The sequence below is a fragment of the Frederiksenia canicola genome (genome assembly GCF_011455495.1).
Lineage (GTDB): Bacteria > Pseudomonadota > Gammaproteobacteria > Enterobacterales > Pasteurellaceae > Frederiksenia > Frederiksenia canicola.
Genome location: NZ_CP015029.1, coordinates 1998280 through 2013289 on the forward strand (window position 1 = coordinate 1998280; position 15010 = coordinate 2013289).

At 43.5% G+C, this 15010-nt stretch carries 15 protein-coding genes; 6 read left to right on the forward strand and 9 right to left on the reverse strand.

From position 1 onward, the window contains the following. Positions 1 to 41: 41 nt before the first annotated feature. Genes exbB through A4G17_RS09565 form a run of 3 tightly spaced genes read left to right on the forward strand, consistent with a single transcriptional unit; the run spans position 42 to position 1756 of the window. Positions 42 to 488 carry a TonB-system energizer ExbB gene (gene exbB, locus A4G17_RS09555; protein WP_123955817.1) on the forward strand — a complete coding sequence of 149 codons (447 nt, stop codon included), beginning with the start codon at positions 42 to 44 and terminating at the stop codon, positions 486 to 488. 42 nt (positions 489 to 530) lie between these two features. Further along, positions 531 to 917, forward strand: a complete 387-nt coding sequence (gene exbD / locus A4G17_RS09560) for a TonB system transport protein ExbD (RefSeq protein WP_123955816.1) — start codon at positions 531 to 533, stop codon at positions 915 to 917. Between the two features lie 20 nt (positions 918 to 937). Further along, complete coding sequence (locus A4G17_RS09565; RefSeq protein WP_123955815.1) at positions 938 to 1756, forward strand: energy transducer TonB family protein; 819 nt, start codon at positions 938 to 940, stop codon at positions 1754 to 1756. A gap of 106 nt (positions 1757 to 1862) precedes the next feature. Here A4G17_RS09565 and trmL read toward each other — a convergent pair whose 3' ends face one another. From trmL to sppA, 8 genes are all read right to left on the reverse strand, one after another. After that, a complete protein-coding gene (gene trmL / locus A4G17_RS09570; protein WP_123955814.1) occupies positions 1863 to 2342 on the reverse strand; it encodes a tRNA (uridine(34)/cytosine(34)/5-carboxymethylaminomethyluridine(34)-2'-O)-methyltransferase TrmL in 480 nt (159 codons plus the stop codon). A gap of 3 nt (positions 2343 to 2345) precedes the next feature. Beyond that, complete coding sequence (rlmKL, locus tag A4G17_RS09575) at positions 2346 to 4484, reverse strand: bifunctional 23S rRNA (guanine(2069)-N(7))-methyltransferase RlmK/23S rRNA (guanine(2445)-N(2))-methyltransferase RlmL (RefSeq protein WP_123955813.1); 2139 nt, start codon at positions 4482 to 4484, stop codon at positions 2346 to 2348. Positions 4485 to 4798: 314 nt separating this feature from the next. Then, positions 4799 to 5416, reverse strand: coding sequence for a YfgM family protein (locus A4G17_RS09580; protein WP_123955812.1), 618 nt, complete (start codon positions 5414 to 5416; stop codon positions 4799 to 4801). 11 nt (positions 5417 to 5427) lie between these two features. After that, entirely contained in the window at positions 5428 to 6717 is a 1290-nt protein-coding gene (hisS, locus tag A4G17_RS09585) for a histidine--tRNA ligase (RefSeq protein WP_123955811.1), read from the reverse strand. A 49-nt stretch (positions 6718 to 6766) separates the two neighbouring features. Then, entirely contained in the window at positions 6767 to 7762 is a 996-nt protein-coding gene (locus A4G17_RS09590; RefSeq protein ID WP_123955810.1) for a 2-hydroxyacid dehydrogenase, read from the reverse strand. Between the two features lie 20 nt (positions 7763 to 7782). Beyond that, positions 7783 to 8892: a flavodoxin-dependent (E)-4-hydroxy-3-methylbut-2-enyl-diphosphate synthase gene (gene ispG, locus A4G17_RS09595; protein ID WP_123955809.1), complete on the reverse strand. Its 1110-nt coding sequence runs from the start codon at positions 8890 to 8892 to the stop codon at positions 7783 to 7785. A gap of 2 nt (positions 8893 to 8894) precedes the next feature. Continuing rightward, the gene (locus A4G17_RS09600; RefSeq protein WP_418886390.1) at positions 8895 to 9845 is read right to left on the reverse strand and encodes a RodZ domain-containing protein; all 951 of its coding nucleotides are present in this window, start codon (positions 9843 to 9845) and stop codon (positions 8895 to 8897) included. 138 nt (positions 9846 to 9983) lie between these two features. Beyond that, a complete protein-coding gene (gene sppA, locus A4G17_RS09605; protein WP_123955807.1) occupies positions 9984 to 11849 on the reverse strand; it encodes a signal peptide peptidase SppA in 1866 nt (621 codons plus the stop codon). Positions 11850 to 11962: 113 nt separating this feature from the next. On the opposite strand from sppA, the gene A4G17_RS09610 reads away from it, so the two are divergent. From A4G17_RS09610 to kdsB, 3 genes are all read left to right on the forward strand, one after another. Further along, positions 11963 to 12541: an NAD(P)H nitroreductase gene (locus tag A4G17_RS09610; protein ID WP_207948550.1), complete on the forward strand. Its 579-nt coding sequence runs from the start codon at positions 11963 to 11965 to the stop codon at positions 12539 to 12541. 62 nt (positions 12542 to 12603) lie between these two features. Further along, entirely contained in the window at positions 12604 to 13170 is a 567-nt protein-coding gene (locus tag A4G17_RS09615; RefSeq protein WP_123955806.1) for an elongation factor P hydroxylase, read from the forward strand. An 8-nt stretch (positions 13171 to 13178) separates the two neighbouring features. Next, entirely contained in the window at positions 13179 to 13937 is a 759-nt protein-coding gene (gene kdsB, locus A4G17_RS09620) for a 3-deoxy-manno-octulosonate cytidylyltransferase (protein WP_123955805.1), read from the forward strand. A 313-nt stretch (positions 13938 to 14250) separates the two neighbouring features. On the opposite strand, the gene A4G17_RS09625 is transcribed toward kdsB, so the two are convergent. Beyond that, positions 14251 to 15000: an MlaA family lipoprotein gene (locus tag A4G17_RS09625; protein ID WP_123956675.1), complete on the reverse strand. Its 750-nt coding sequence runs from the start codon at positions 14998 to 15000 to the stop codon at positions 14251 to 14253. Between the last annotated feature and the right edge of the window lie 10 nt (positions 15001 to 15010).

The window sequence follows — 15010 nt, forward strand, 5'->3', positions numbered from 1 at the left end:
AAAATTACCCCTATTTTTATTAGGCTTTAAGGATTGCTTTTATGGAACAGCTTTTTCAATTTTTACAACAATACATCGACTACATCATTCTAGGTTTGCTCGCCTTAATGAGCGTCATTTTATTCGCCAAAGTGATTGAACGAGTGCTGTTCTATAAAAAAGTGAATGTGAGTCAGTACGACACACTACAAGAGCTAGAAATCGATCTCACTCACAATCTCACCACCATTTCAACTATCGGCTCAAACGCCCCTTACATCGGTTTGCTCGGTACCGTAATCGGTATTTTGCTGACCTTCTATGAATTGGGGCACTCAGGCGGCGACATTGATGCTGCGTCTATTATGGTACATTTATCCCTCGCATTAAAAGCGACGGCAGTGGGGATTTTAGTTGCCATTCCTGCGATGATGTTCTACAACGGTTTCGGTCGTAAAGTGGAAGAAAACAAACTCAAATGGCAAGCCCTTGCCGCCAAACGTGGCTAACAAGCGGTCACTTCCTGCGAACATTTTACCAATGGACTCCCAATGAAAAAGTTTGACGAAATTAACATTATTCCGTTCATCGACATTATGTTGGTATTGCTTGCGATTGTGCTGGTGACTGCTTCTTTTATCTCGCAAGGTAAAATTCAAGTTAATGTGCCAAAAGCTTCCACGACGCAAGCGATCAAAGCCGATGAATTAGCTAAATTATTAACTATCACCGAAAACAACGAATTTTTCTACAACGATAAACTAATCGACCAAGATCAGCTCAAAATTGAAATTGCCACTTGGGATAAAACGCAAAAAGTGACGTTGAAAGTTGATGGGGCTGTTGCGTTTGAGAAATTTGTGGAACTGACTGATATTTTGGCTGCCAACGAAATTAAAAACGTGGCAATCGTTACCAAAAAAGAAACCGCGAAATAACGAGCAAAGTAGGATAGATAATGCAGAAACACCATTCTCGCCTTGGTTTGCTCGGTTCGTTAGCCCTACACAGTGCCCTGTTCGCAGGCATTTGGTGGGCGATGCACGCCACTCGCCCAACAAAAGCGGTTGAGGAAGTGACAAGTATTTCAATGGAAATGATGACGGCAATTTTAGAGCAGCCACAAGTGGCGGTCGCGCCTGAGCCAGAGCCAGAAGAAGTAAAAGAACCTGAGCCAGAAGAAATAAAAGAGCCAGAACCAGAAATTGAACCTGAACCCATTCCTGAACCGAAACCAGTTGAACAGCCAAAACCTATCGAGAAACCGAAAGAAAAGCCGAAACCAAAAGAGAAACCGAAGGAAAAGCCAAAGGATAAACCAAAAGAGAAGCCAAAAGCCGACAAACCCAAACCACCGATAAAAGCCGTGGAAAAAGGGCCAGAAGTCAAACAAGGTATTGTCGCAAAAGCCATTCCTGATGCTGTACAAGGCTCAAAATTACAGACCGCTGTTTCAGGCAGTGGAAACAGTAATAATGCGGCTGCAAGCGGTGAAATCAATGCTTATAAGGCTCAGCTGCAGCGAGCGTTACAGCAACGAGCCAATAACGCTTATCCTCAACGGGAAAAGATGATGCGTAAAACGGGTATAGTTACCCTGAGATTCACACTTTCTGGCAACGGGCAGGTCACCAATGTCAGCGTAGTAAAATCTTCAGGCAACAGCAATCTCGATGCTGCTGCCAGCCGTGCAGCACAAAGCACGAAGATGAACTCACCGCCACCCGCAGGCTTCCCAACTGATTTAACTGTGCCAGTTAAATTCAGCTTGCAATAAACAAAGCCCTTAATCTACGGATTAAGGGCTTTACATTTACAGCAAGCGGTCAGATCCGTACAAAAATTTGCAACATTTTATGCGGAACTGACCGCTTGTTATCCTGTTAAATTGGCTCTCGTGGCACGGCATTTTGATAACCGAATTGTCGCCACGCTTCATACACCACGACGGCAACCGAGTTCGATAAATTCATACTACGGCTGCCCGCCACCATTGGAATACGGATTTTTTGCGACATCGGCAAACTATCTAAAATCGGTTTTGGAATGCCTCGGCTCTCAGGGCCGAACATCAAAAAGTCGCCCAACTCATATTGCACATCACTGTGATTTGGCTCACCTTTAGTCGTGAGTGCAAAAAGGCGTTTTGGCTTTGCCGTGGCTAAGAACTCATCAACATTTTTGTACTTTTTAATATCCACAAATTCGTGATAATCCAGCCCTGAACGACGGAGTTTTTTATCATCCCAAGTGAAACCAAAAGGCTCAATCATATGCAGACGAAAACCACAGTTGGCACAAAGTCGAATAATATTGCCGCTATTTTGCGGAATTTCGGGTTCAAATAACACAATATCTAACATTTTCTATCCTTCGATATGTTTCACTATCCAACAATTATGAATTTGTGGATTGCGTTCAAAATCCAATGGCAACGTTTTATGCGAGATGTTTTCAGCGGTTAAACCAAGTTCCGCTAAACCATCAAAATCCATTTTAAAACCCCGTTTGTTGTTGGAGAAAATGATCGTGCCATTGGCAGTTAAGATCCGTTTGAGCTGTTTCATTAGCTCAATATGATCTCGTTGTACATCCCAGGTATTTTCCATCCGTTTGGAGTTGGAGAAGGTTGGCGGATCGACGAAAATCAGCTCAAAACGCTCACGGCAATTTACCAACCACTGTAAGCAATCTTCCTGGATCAAACGGTGATTTCTGCCGTTTAATTCATTTAACTCTAAATTTTGCTCTGCCCAGTTGAGATAGGTGTTCGACATATCTACGGTGGTGGTCGATTTCGCCCCATTTAACGCAGCGTGAATTGTTGCTGACCCCGTGTAGGCAAATAAATTCAAGAAGGTTTTGCTCCTCGCCATTTCACCGACCATTTTGCGAGTGAGCCGGTGATCAAGGAACAGCCCCGTGTCGAGATAATCGGTTAAATTCACCCACAATTTCGCCCCGTATTCATTCACAAAGAAATAGTCACCTTTGTTGGCTAATTTTTCGTATTGGTTGGTACCTTTCTGCTTTTGACGAACTTTGAGGACCAATTTATTGGTTTCCACACCTGTTACATAAAGGGTTGCCGAAACAGCATCTAACAAGCGTTGACGAGCTTTCTGTTCATCAATGTTTTTCGGTGCAGCATACTCTTGTACCACGATATGATCGCCATAGCGATCCACCGCTAAATTGTACTCTGGCAAATCCGCATCGTATAAACGGTAGGCATCAATGCCCTGCTGTTTCGCCCATTTTTCGACTTTTTTGATATTTTTCGCTAAACGGTTGGCAAAATCAGTCGCCACTTGGGCATTTTGCTCGAATTTCATATCTTCCGTTTGCTCTTGGCTGCGTTCACTAATCAAATAGTTTTTCTGTACACAATCAAGCGGTCCATTTTTCGCCTTAAATTGGCGAGAAGAACGCAGCCGCAAGCAGTTGAGCAATTCAGGTTCACCACTGAAAATTGAGGCATTCCAACCCGCAAATTGTTGTTTCAGGCGTTGCCCAAAGACCGAATACAATGCAATCAACGCAGGCGTTGTGCCTAGACGCTCACCATAAGGCGGATTGCAAACGATCGTTCCGATCTCACCGCTTGTTGTCGGATTCTTTAACGTCGCAATATCGCCCTGATGGAATTGGATCAAACTCGCCACACCTGCATTCTCGGCATTTTGCTTCGCTTTTTGTAGCACACGGTGGTCGAGATCGATGCCGTAGAAATGTGCAAAATCTTTGCTTAAATTAACCGCTTGTTTGGCTTCTTGTACAACTTCCTGCCACATCGCAGGCTGATGTCCTTTCCAGAAATCAAAGCCCCATTTTTTGCGAGTGAGCTGCGGAGCAATATTCGCTTGCATTTGTGCCGCTTCAATCAGCAAGGTGCCCGAACCGCACATTGGATCGATAAACGGCGTGCCTTTTTGCCAGCCTGAACGCAGTACAATCGCCGCCGCTAAGGTTTCACGCAGAGGGGCTTTGCCCGTCTCTTCACGATAGCCCCGCATATGCAACGCATCGCCGCTTAAATCTAAGGAAACAACCAGATTTTCACGTTCTAAATAGACATGAATGCGAATATCTGGCGAAATTTTATCTACTGTTGGACGTGGTGAACCTTTGCGTTCAAAGTAATCGACAATGCCGTCTTTGACCCGCATCGCCCCGAACTGTGTATGGCGAATTTCACGATTCGTACCGTTGAAATCGACAAAAAAGCTATCACGAGCATCAAACAGCTCTTGCCAGTTAAACGACACAATCGCGGCATACAAATCGCTGTCGCTGAAAATGTTGGTGGAAATCAACGGCAGCAAAATGCGAGATGCCAAGCGGCTATGCATTAAGGCTTGATACATCCCTTTCTGGGTGGTTTTGAAATGCACGCCGCCTTGAGCAACTTTGCATTCTGCGCTACAAATTTGCTCGAGCTCCGTTTTAAGTAATTCTTCAAAGCCACGTGCAGTGGTGGCAAAATAAGTGGTATAAGTGGTCATTATTGCTTTTCTTGGAAAAAATTGGGGGAATTATAGCGGAAATGGCTTACAAGCGGTTGGATTTTCGGGAAATTTTGCACGTTTCTATTCGAAACAAACTCTTTTGGTTAAGTTATCGTTTCCATTTGTGTTCAATGAAAAAAGTAATTATTCGGATGACGGTTATAGATTGTGATCCTATTGTATTTTGAGAGCTACAATGCTTCCAATTTATATGAAAATTGAACCACTACCACTGCAAGGAATTCAACCAATCATATAGCTCCTTAACACTCAAATACTACACTGAGTGAATAAGGAGCAGTTAAGATTAATTATAAATTATTCAAGCGAATGTCGATTAGTATTTTATCTTGCTCGCTGGCGCTCGCTTTCGCTTGCTCATAAGCACTTTTTGCGGCAGCTTTGTCGCCTTTTGCGGTTAGCACATCGCCCACTAAAATTTGCTTACGTAAATCCCATGCACTGTCTTTCAAATTGGCTAACACCGCTAAGGCGCCGTCGAAATTGCCAAGTTGATATTCCACTAAGGCTAAGCGGAAGCGGATCACGTTTTGCAAAGTGGCATCTTCGCTCGCTGCTAAAGCTTTTTCTAGCTGGCTTTTGACTGCAACAAAATCACCTTTATTGGCTGCTTGGCGAGCCTGTTCCAACTGAGCAAAAACCACATATGTTCCTTGGTTTTCACTGATGAATTTCTCCACAAGCGGTGCGTTTTTGTCAGGATTTTGCAAGTAGCTGTCGAGCACTTGTTGATAGTTTTCAGAGGTTTGTTGTGCTACTTCGATTTGGTGCTTTTTCCAAAATTGCCAGCCGAAACTTGCACCAGCGACGACGCAAATAGCAAGTAAAATTGGGGTGCCGTTCTTTTTAAACCAGTTTTTTGCTTCATTAAACTGTTGTTCTTCAGTGCTGTTGTAATATTCGCTCATTCTATCCTCTCTTATGCAAAACGTTTGCCCAGTTCGGCGATTAAATCCGCTTGGGCGATAGTGACTTGCTCCGCTTCACCAAACAAATCTTTGATCACCACGCTGTTTTCTGCGACTTCGCTTTCACCTAATACCAAGGCGATTTTTGCCCCTGACTTATCGGCACGTTTAAATTGTTTTTTGAAATTGCCACCGCTTGTGTGCAACATTGTGCGTAACTGTGGAAAGGCCGTGCGTAAGGTTTCAGCTAAACGAAATGCTGCAGCAGTCGCGCCTTCGCCAGTGTGAACGACATAAATATCTACCGCTCTTGGCAAGTTGATATTTGGGTTCACTTCTTGCACCAACAATACCAAACGCTCTAAGCCCATCGCGAAGCCCACACCTTCAGTGGCGTGTCCACCTAGTTGTTCAACCAAGCCATCGTAACGTCCGCCGCCACATACTGTGCCCTGTGCACCAAGGGCAGTGGTTACCCATTCAAATACCGTTTTGTTGTAATAGTCCAAGCCACGTACTAGTTTTTGATTGATTTCGTAAGCAATACCCATTTCATCTAAAATCGAACAGAGTTTGGCGAAGTGCGCTTTGGACTCTTCGTCTAAGAAATCGTGCAATTTTGGTGCCTCGTTTAGCACCGCTTGCAATGCTTGATTTTTGGTATCCAAAATGCGTAGCGGATTGGTGGTTAAACGGCGTTCGCTATCTGGATCTTGTTTTAACACATCTAAATGATTCTGTAAGAATGCGACCAAAGCTTCACGATATTTCGTACGAACTTCCAAGCCGCCGATCGAGTTTAATTGCAAGGTAACATGTTCACGAATGCCCAGTTTTTCCCATAAACGAGCGGTTAAAATAATCAATTCGGCATCGGCCTCAGCGTTTGGAATGCCGAAAATTTCTACACCTGCTTGGTGGAATTGGCGGTAGCGACCTTTTTGCGGACGTTCATAGCGGAACATTGGCCCGATATACCACAAACGCTGTTCTTGATTGTAGATCCAGCCATGTTCAATGGCAGCACGCACACAACCAGCCGTACCCTCAGGGCGCAGAGTGAAACTTTCGCCCGCTTCTTCATCACGCGAGAAAGTAAACATCTCTTTTTCCACAATGTCAGTCGCCTCACCCACACCACGTTTGAATAGGTTGGTTGACTCCATAATTGGACTACGCATTTCAGTGTAACCGTAGCTGGCGAAGGTCGCCTGAATTTGCCCTTCTACCCATTGCCATAATGGTGTGTCCGTTGGGGCAAGATCATTCATACCCCGTAGGGCTTTGATTGTTTTTGACATTATTGTGTTATTCCTAATTGTAAAACTTTTTGAAAATCTGACCGCTTGTTTAGCCGTTTAGCACGCTATTCGGACAATGCTGCCCTTTTGCCAAGCAGTTGATATTAGATAATGTGGTATCTGAGATACTCATCAATGCTTCTTCGGTTAAGAACGCTTGGTGCCCCGTGAGCAAAACATTGTGGCACGATGATAAACGGCGGAAAACGTCATCCAAAATCACTTCGTTGGATTTATCCTCAAAGAACAAATCCCGCTCGTTTTCATATACGTCCATTCCCAATGCTCCAATTTTCCGTTGTTTCAACGCTTCGATCGCATCTTGGGTGTTGATCAATGAACCACGGCTAGTGTTGATGATCATCACCCCATCTTTCATTTTAGCGAACGTGTCTTTGTTGAGCAGATGATAATTTTCAGGGGTCGCTGGGCAATGCAGGGTAATCACGTGGGATTTCGCATACAGCTCATCAAAGCTAACATACTCCGCCCCCAAGGCTTCAGCTTCAGGATTTTTAAACGGGTCGTAGGCTAAAATATGCATGCCAAATCCTTTCAGAATTCGCATTGTTGCAATACCGATTTTGCCTGTTCCAATCACACCTACAGTGCGTTTGTGCATATTAAATCCGATCAAGCCTTCTAGTGAGAAATTGGCTTCACGGGTACGTTGGTAAGCCCGATGAATGCGGCGGTTGAGAGTAAGCATCAAGCCAACAGCGTGTTCCGCTACCGCTTCTGGCGAATAGGCTGGCACCCGCACCACGTCAATACCAAATTCTTTTGCCGCATCTAAATCGACATTATTAAAACCAGCACAACGTAAAGCGATCATTTTCACGCCCACTTCTGCCAGTTTTTCTAGCACTTTACGGCTGCCGTCATCATTCACAAAAATACAGACCACATCGCAACCTTCTGCCATTTTTGCTGTGCGTTCGTTGAGCATAAAATCGAAAAACTCCAAGTCAAAATGATATTTCACATTGACCAGTTCTAAATATTTTCGGTCGTAATTTTTAGTACCAAATACAGCGACTTTCATCTGCTCTCCTGAATGAAAAATTAAACTTGGGCAATATCAATTCGATTATGCTGCTGTGCCACTCTGGCACGGATTTTAGCTTCTAATTGATCGATCAACTTGTCGTTATCGAAACGCTCTTTTTGGCGAACGCCATCCAAATAGTAGCCACTCATTTTGTTGCTACCCGTTACGCCGAGATCAGAAACTAACGCTTCACCCGGTCCATTTACTACGCAACCGATAATCGACACATCCATTGGCGTGATGATATCTTCCAAACGTTGCTCAAGGGCATTTACCGTGCCGATCACATCAAATTCTTGACGTGAGCACGTTGGGCACGCGATAAAATTGATGCCACGAGAACGAATGCGTAGCGATTTCAAAATATCAAAGCCGACTTTGATCTCTTCCACAGGATCTGCCGCCAACGACACACGTAAGGTATCACCGATACCTTCTGAAAGTAGTAAACCCAAACCGATTGCTGATTTCACCGCTCCTGCTCTCGCCCCGCCTGCTTCCGTAATACCTAAGTGGATCGGCTGTTTGATCGCTTTCGCAAGCAAGCGGTAAGATTCCACCGCTAAAAAGACATCTGAGGCTTTCACACTCACTTTGAATTGTTCGAAATTAAGGCGATCTAAAATGTCAACGTGGCGTAATGCCGATTCCAATAACGCTTCTGGTGTGGGCTCACCAAATTTTTCTTGAATATCTTTTTCAAGTGATCCCGCATTCACACCGATACGGATCGGGATATTTTTATCGCGAGCACAATCGACCACCGCTCGAATCCGCTCTTCTTTGCCGATATTGCCTGGGTTGATGCGTAAGCAATCTACGCCATATTCTGCCACTTTTAAGGCGATGCGATAGTCGAAGTGAATATCCGCCACCAACGGCACATTCACTTGTTGTTTGATCAATTTGAACGCTTCGGCAGCATCCATTGTCGGTACGGAAACCCGCACGATATCCGCCCCAACACGTTCAAGGGCTTTGATTTGAGCAACCGTTGCTTCCACATCGGTGGTTCGAGTGTTGGTCATAGATTGTACGGCGATCGGTGCACCGCCACCAATGGGTACATTTCCCACAAAAATTTGGGTCGATTCACGACGTTTGATATTCGGTTCTTGTAACATAGTTAATTCGCTAAAGGGAGTTTGAAACGAGCAACACGGCCATCTACTTTTAATGGCACTTGTTCGCCCTTGTAATAAATTTTCACGTTTGCTGGTGCCCCAACGGTTAAACGATAGTGTTCGTTGCCGTTAAATGTTAGTACTTCACCTGCGTTATAGAGTTTTTCAGCAAGTTTTTTGTTTTTCGCATCACGCACAGTAATCCAGCTATTTGCGTTGGTGATTTCAATACGTAATTCATCATTGATTACCACAGATTCAGGTTGCTTCGTTGGTTCTGTTGTCACTTGCTCAACGGCCTCGGGTTGTTGTAATACATTCACAGCCACTGTTGGTGGCGTTGGTTCAATAACCAAAGGAATCTCAGTAGCAACGGGCGTTTGAGGTTGTTGTCGCACTGTTTGAGCTTCAGGCGTTACGAGCATTGGCTCCGTCGTTGTGGAAACAGGAATCACCACACTGCCTTCATTCGCATTAGTTTGCACCATTTCAACCGAACGATTGACGAGTTGCTCGCTACTTGCTTGATCTTTTTTATGCTCTTGCCACCACCACGCTAATGTCATTCCGACTGCACAAAGCAGAATTAACCAAGTAAGCCCTTTTACCCAACGAGTTTGAGATTTGTAGTTCGTTTTAACTGGCACTGAAACAGCAACTTTTTTCATTTCCTTAGGAAGGGTGACTTCACCATAATTAACAGAATCAATTAATTCCGCAGGCAACCGTAAAAAACGGAGATAGTTTCTGACATAGCCACGCACAAAAGCAGGAGGAATATTCGGTAGGATGAAAACATCGTCTTCTAAAGACTCTAAATGATTACGCTTTAAATTTGTCTGTTGAGCGACTTCAACTAACGAAAGCCCTAAAGCTTCTCGAGCCGTTTTAAATTGTTGTCCTAACGATAAAGTTTGAGTATTTTCGGTCATTGCTGTCAATTTTCGGGTCAAAATAAGTTAGGAAGTTTAAAGGGCAACGGGGTATTTTGCAATCTAGAATACGCCGTTTGCCCTAAATTTTATTGATTTACAAGCGGTCCGCTTCTAAGCATTTTTTGCAAATTTCCATGAGAATCTGACCGCTTGTTGTTACTTCACCGTGCCGCAATTTAAGCAGTAAAGGTACATCTGTTTTGGATCGTTAAATTTATTCAATAATTCAAGTGGTTTTTCAGCTGACTTAACGAGCGGTAAATCAAATAATGTACTCACTTTGAATGGTAACTGTAACTTGAAATCACGCATAAATTGGCTCAGTAAGTCATCATCTTGAGTAATCATCCATTGCGTTGAAAACCCTTCGATTTCAGACTCGCCTTTTGCTTTACGCTGCTGATTTACAAGCTCCACCACACTTTGATAGGCTTGATTGAAATCACCTAATTCATCAACCAATCCTCTTTCGAAAGCGGCTTGTCCTGTCCAAACTTGACCTTGTGCAACTTTATCTACTTCCGATTTACTCATCTTACGTCCGCGGCTTACCAATTCAATAAAACGGTCATACCCATTTTCAATACCGATTTGTAAGATTTCACCCTGTGCCTTGGAAACGGGTTTGAATCCAATATCTTTGGCAAGTGGCGAGGTGGCAACGCCATCTTCGGAAATACCCAAATTTTTGGCTGTTTGCTCAAAGCTAACCGCTAAACCAAAAATGCCAATCGAGCCGGTTAGGGTATTCGGGCTGGCGACAATCTTATCACTGGTTGCAGAAATCCAATATCCGCCCGATGCCGCCATTCCGCCCATCGAAACCACTACGGGTTTACCTGCTTGCTGAACGGCATCAATTTCTTGTCGAATCAATTCAGACGCCATTGCACTACCACCTGGGCTGTTTACTCGTAAAATAACGCCTTTCACATCATTATCTTCTCGAGCCTTACGCAACAAATTCACAATGGTATCGCTCCCTGCACTACTTTCATCGCTTTCACCTAAAATAATTTCGCCTTCAACGTTCACAACAGCAATTTTATTGCTATCTTGCACATCAAAGCGATCAGAAAGCGTGGCGACATAGTCAAAGAAACTCACATAGTTGTAATCACCATCAACATGTTTACCAAACTGTTCAAGTAGAATTTGTTGTAATTGCTGATTATCAACTAATTCTGTCACAAACCCTTTTTGCAACGCATATTGAGCATCATCGCCTTTGGCTTTTTTATAATCTGCAAGATATTGGGAAATTTCAGGTACAATCGTTTTTGCATTGATTTGGCGGTTTTCCGCCACTTTTTGGCTAAATTGCCCCCACAGTTGCTCTAACCATAAACTTGCATTCGCTTTTGCTTCTGGTGACATATCATCCCGCAAAAATGGCTCAACGGCAGATTTATAGGTACCAACACGGAAAACATGTGGGATGGCCTCGATTTTCTCAAATAAACTTTTGAAATAGAGTGTTGAGTAATTTAAACCGTGAAGATCAACAAACCCAGCTTTGTTTAAATACACTTTATCCGCAAAACTGGCTAAGAAATACTGCTTTTGAGTGTAATATTCACCAATCGCTAAGACAGGTTTATTTGATTTTTTAAAACGAGTGATTTCATCTCCCACAAAATGAAGCGATGCTAAATCACCGCCTTCAAAATAGCGAAGATCGAGAACTAATCCCGTAATCTTATCGTCATACTCAGCCGCTTTAATCGCCCTTACCACATCAAATACTGAAATTTTAACGGGATCACTGCTACCGCCTAACTCTGATTGAACAAAGCGATGAAAATCACCAAACTCATCATGATTGTCCGCCAAATAGCCATCTAAATTCAGTAACAACGCCCCTTTCTCAACAGGCACAGGTTGCTTTACCATTTTAGTGTCTGTTTGTAGCAAACTCACCACGGCAAAACAAATCATCACAAATAAAATAAAGAACAGGCTCATTACAAACTCTCGAATGCAACGAAACACCTTATAAATACTTTTAAAAATAACTAACATTGTTGTTCTCTTTTGTTTTTGACCACACAAAAAATACTGCGTAAGCTACCATAAAAAGGGGCAAATATGCTATTCTTCGTGCAATTTTTTCAACCGAAACTCAATATAAAAACATGAAATCTTCAATCGACGCCCTACACCTACTTCAACACCGCCGCTCCAGCAAAAAATTCGGCAACATCGCCCCAAACAAAGAGCAACTTGAAGCCATTCTCAAAGCTGGTTTGCGAGTGCCTGATCATGGACATCTTAAGCCTTATCATTTTGTCGTGATCGAAAAAAGTGGCATGGAGACCTTCCATCAATATCTACGTTCGGTGGTAGACGAATTTGGTTTAGACGATGAAATGTATAAAAAAGCCAGTAAATTGAGCGAACGTGCTCCGATGGTGATCGGTGTAGTGGCAAAAATTGCAAAAGATATCGCCAAAGTACCCGCTTGGGAGCAGATGCTTACTGCAGGCTGTGCCACCTATGCGATGCAACTCGCCGCCAATGCTCAAGGGTTTGAAACTTGCTGGATCAGTGGAAAATGGGTAAACGGTTCCGCAATACGTAACGCGTTTGGCTGCGGTGAATTTGACAAAATCGTAGCCCTAGTGATGATTGGTTCACCACAAGACGATGAATGCGGCATTTCTCTCGCCAGCCATACGGAAGAGATTGGCAATGTTGTGAGTTATATTCGTTAATTTGCAAAAAATCCTTAAAAATCGACCGCTTGTATGCTCTATTTAACTAAACAATCAACCCAATGAATCAAGACAACCATAACTACCACGATTTAATTCAAATTTTTGACGACTGCTTTGCCGAAAGTTATAACACCCGCTTAGAACGGGGTGGCGATTATCCCATTTACTTGCCTGCATTTATTGATGAAGACAATGTGCCAAGCGAACGTCCATATAATGTTATTTTATTCGCCCACGGCTTCTACAGTAGTGCATTACACGAAATTTCACACTGGCTAGTCGCTGGCAAAGAGAGACGTAAATTAGAAGATTTTGGCTACTGGTATGAACCAGACGGACGTTCCGAAGAACGCCAACGGGAATTTGAGCAGGTGGAAGTCAAACCGCAAGCCATCGAATGGATTTTGGCCACGGCTGCCAATTTCCGTTATTTTGCAAGTGCCGACAATCTCACGGGCAATGCAGGCGATAATACGGCTTTCAAAAATGCCGTTTATGCCCAAGTGAAACATTACGCAGCAAACGGATTACCCTTACGTGCCGAGCAGCTTCGCCAAGCCTTGAGCGAATTTTATGGCACGCCAAACAGCATTGACCTTACCAAATTTGATCTTTCTCGCATTTAGGAGATTTTATGGATTTTACCGTTATCATTCCTGCTCGCTATGCCTCTACCCGCTTGCCTCGCAAGCCATTGCTAGACATTGTAGGCAAACCGATGATCCAACACGTTTGGGAAAAAGCACAACAAGCGGGGGCAAAGCGTGTGATTGTTGCTACCGATCACCCCGAAATTGAGCAGACCGTGAAAAATTTCGGTGGTGAAGTTTGCCTAACATCTGATAAACATAACTCTGGCACGGAACGTTTAGCTGAAGTGATCGAAAAAATGGCAATTAACGATGATGAAATTATCGTCAATATTCAAGGTGATGAACCACTTATCCCCCCCGTAATCGTAGCTCAAGTTGCCGAAAATTTAGACCGCCATCACGTCAATTTTGCTACACTTGCAGTCAAACTCACCAGCAAAGAAGAGTTGCTTAATCCCAATGTGGTCAAAACCTTAACCGACACAAACGGAATGGCGCTCTATTTTTCTCGCAGCCCAATTCCATTCCCACGGGATCACTTCGCTACCCTTGACGATGAGTTTGTCTCTCAGCAAAACTATTTACGCCATATCGGGATTTACGCTTACCGTGCAGGTTTTGTGAAGCGATATGTGGCATGGCAGCCAACAGCATTAGAACAGTTGGAGTCCCTCGAACAACTGCGTGCCTTGTGGTATGGGGAAAAAATTCATTTAGACTTGGCCAAACAAGCCCCGCAAGTGGGCGTAGATACCGCTGAAGATCTCGAACGTGTCCGCCAAATTTTAGCGGATGAATAACGACAAGCGGTCAGATTCGCAACATTTTTTGCAAATCTCACCGCTTGCAACTTTATGGAAACACCTTTATGGAGAAACAATGTTAAACCGTATTTTAGGTGCTATGACATCATCAGTATTCGGTGGTGGCGAAGGTCAAAACAAAGCAACTCAGCTCATTCAAGCATTATGACAATCGCAAGGCGGTGTGCAAGGTCTGATCGAAAAATGTCAACAAAATGGCTTTTTTGCAACAAGGTGCAAAAGCAGTACTTGGTAAATTGTTCGGTTAATGAAATCTAAAAGAACCCCAAACTATGTTTGGGGTTCTTTTTTAGTCGATATTTTTTAATTCTTCTTGAGACAAAGTCTCTTTTCCTTCATTTTCCGTTTTACCATCTTTTACTTTGAAATCAAGATGTTGGAAATAAGCTTCGCGGAAAGTCACATACGGATCTTGCGATTGTTTCAATATTTCGTCTTTACCAATCAGTTTTGAACGTGCGTCAATCCCTTGTACACTCCATTTTGCAATAGCCCAAGGCGTTGTGAGCATAGAAAGTACAGGGTAGGTCGTATCAACGATATCCCCAACGGCTTGACGTGGCGTTGCTGGACCATACGCAGGTAACATTACATAAGCACCTGTTGGCACATTGTAAGTCCCTAACGTATCACCGAAATCTCGATGACCATTTTCTAATTTTAGATCTGGGGTAAGGCTAGCAAAGTCAATGAGTCCACCTAAGCCGAAAATGGAGTTAAACCAAAAACGGGTGAAATGCACCATGGCTTTTTGTCCTTCTCCTTCAAGTAAACGGTTTACAAAACTTGCTGGCTCATCTAAGTTGTTTGCCACATTCACTAAGCCTGTTTTCACGGGGCTTGGTACATAATCTCGCCAACCTTTTGCAATAGGCTCAACGACATAAGGATCAAGATAGTCATAATTGATCTTCCACATTGCACGGTTAAAACCTTCAAGAGGATCATTGCGTTGCCCCGTTTCTGGATTAATGGACGAAGAACAAGCGGTCAGAAACAGAGAAAGACTTGTAAATAAAATGACTTTTAATTGATGCATCATCGTTATT

What these genes read in the sequence shown, in the direction of transcription:
- exbD (WP_123955816.1), top strand. Translation starts at nt 531, where the DNA reads ATGAAAAAGTTTGACGAAATTAACATTATTCCGTTCATCGACATTATG.
- A4G17_RS09610 (WP_207948550.1), top strand. Translation starts at nt 11,963, where the DNA reads ATGAAATCTTCAATCGACGCCCTACACCTACTTCAACACCGCCGCTCC.
- A4G17_RS09580 (WP_123955812.1), bottom strand. Translation starts at nt 5,416, where the DNA reads ATGAGCGAATATTACAACAGCACTGAAGAACAACAGTTTAATGAAGCA.
- rlmKL (WP_123955813.1), bottom strand. Translation starts at nt 4,484, where the DNA reads ATGACCACTTATACCACTTATTTTGCCACCACTGCACGTGGCTTTGAA.
- trmL (WP_123955814.1), bottom strand. Translation starts at nt 2,342, where the DNA reads ATGTTAGATATTGTGTTATTTGAACCCGAAATTCCGCAAAATAGCGGC.
- kdsB (WP_123955805.1), top strand. Translation starts at nt 13,179, where the DNA reads ATGGATTTTACCGTTATCATTCCTGCTCGCTATGCCTCTACCCGCTTG.
- sppA (WP_123955807.1), bottom strand. Translation starts at nt 11,849, where the DNA reads ATGTTAGTTATTTTTAAAAGTATTTATAAGGTGTTTCGTTGCATTCGA.
- A4G17_RS09615 (WP_123955806.1), top strand. Translation starts at nt 12,604, where the DNA reads ATGAATCAAGACAACCATAACTACCACGATTTAATTCAAATTTTTGAC.
- A4G17_RS09625 (WP_123956675.1), bottom strand. Translation starts at nt 15,000, where the DNA reads ATGCATCAATTAAAAGTCATTTTATTTACAAGTCTTTCTCTGTTTCTG.
- A4G17_RS09590 (WP_123955810.1), bottom strand. Translation starts at nt 7,762, where the DNA reads ATGAAAGTCGCTGTATTTGGTACTAAAAATTACGACCGAAAATATTTA.
- A4G17_RS09565 (WP_123955815.1), top strand. Translation starts at nt 938, where the DNA reads ATGCAGAAACACCATTCTCGCCTTGGTTTGCTCGGTTCGTTAGCCCTA.
- ispG (WP_123955809.1), bottom strand. Translation starts at nt 8,892, where the DNA reads ATGTTACAAGAACCGAATATCAAACGTCGTGAATCGACCCAAATTTTT.
- hisS (WP_123955811.1), bottom strand. Translation starts at nt 6,717, where the DNA reads ATGTCAAAAACAATCAAAGCCCTACGGGGTATGAATGATCTTGCCCCA.
- exbB (WP_123955817.1), top strand. Translation starts at nt 42, where the DNA reads ATGGAACAGCTTTTTCAATTTTTACAACAATACATCGACTACATCATT.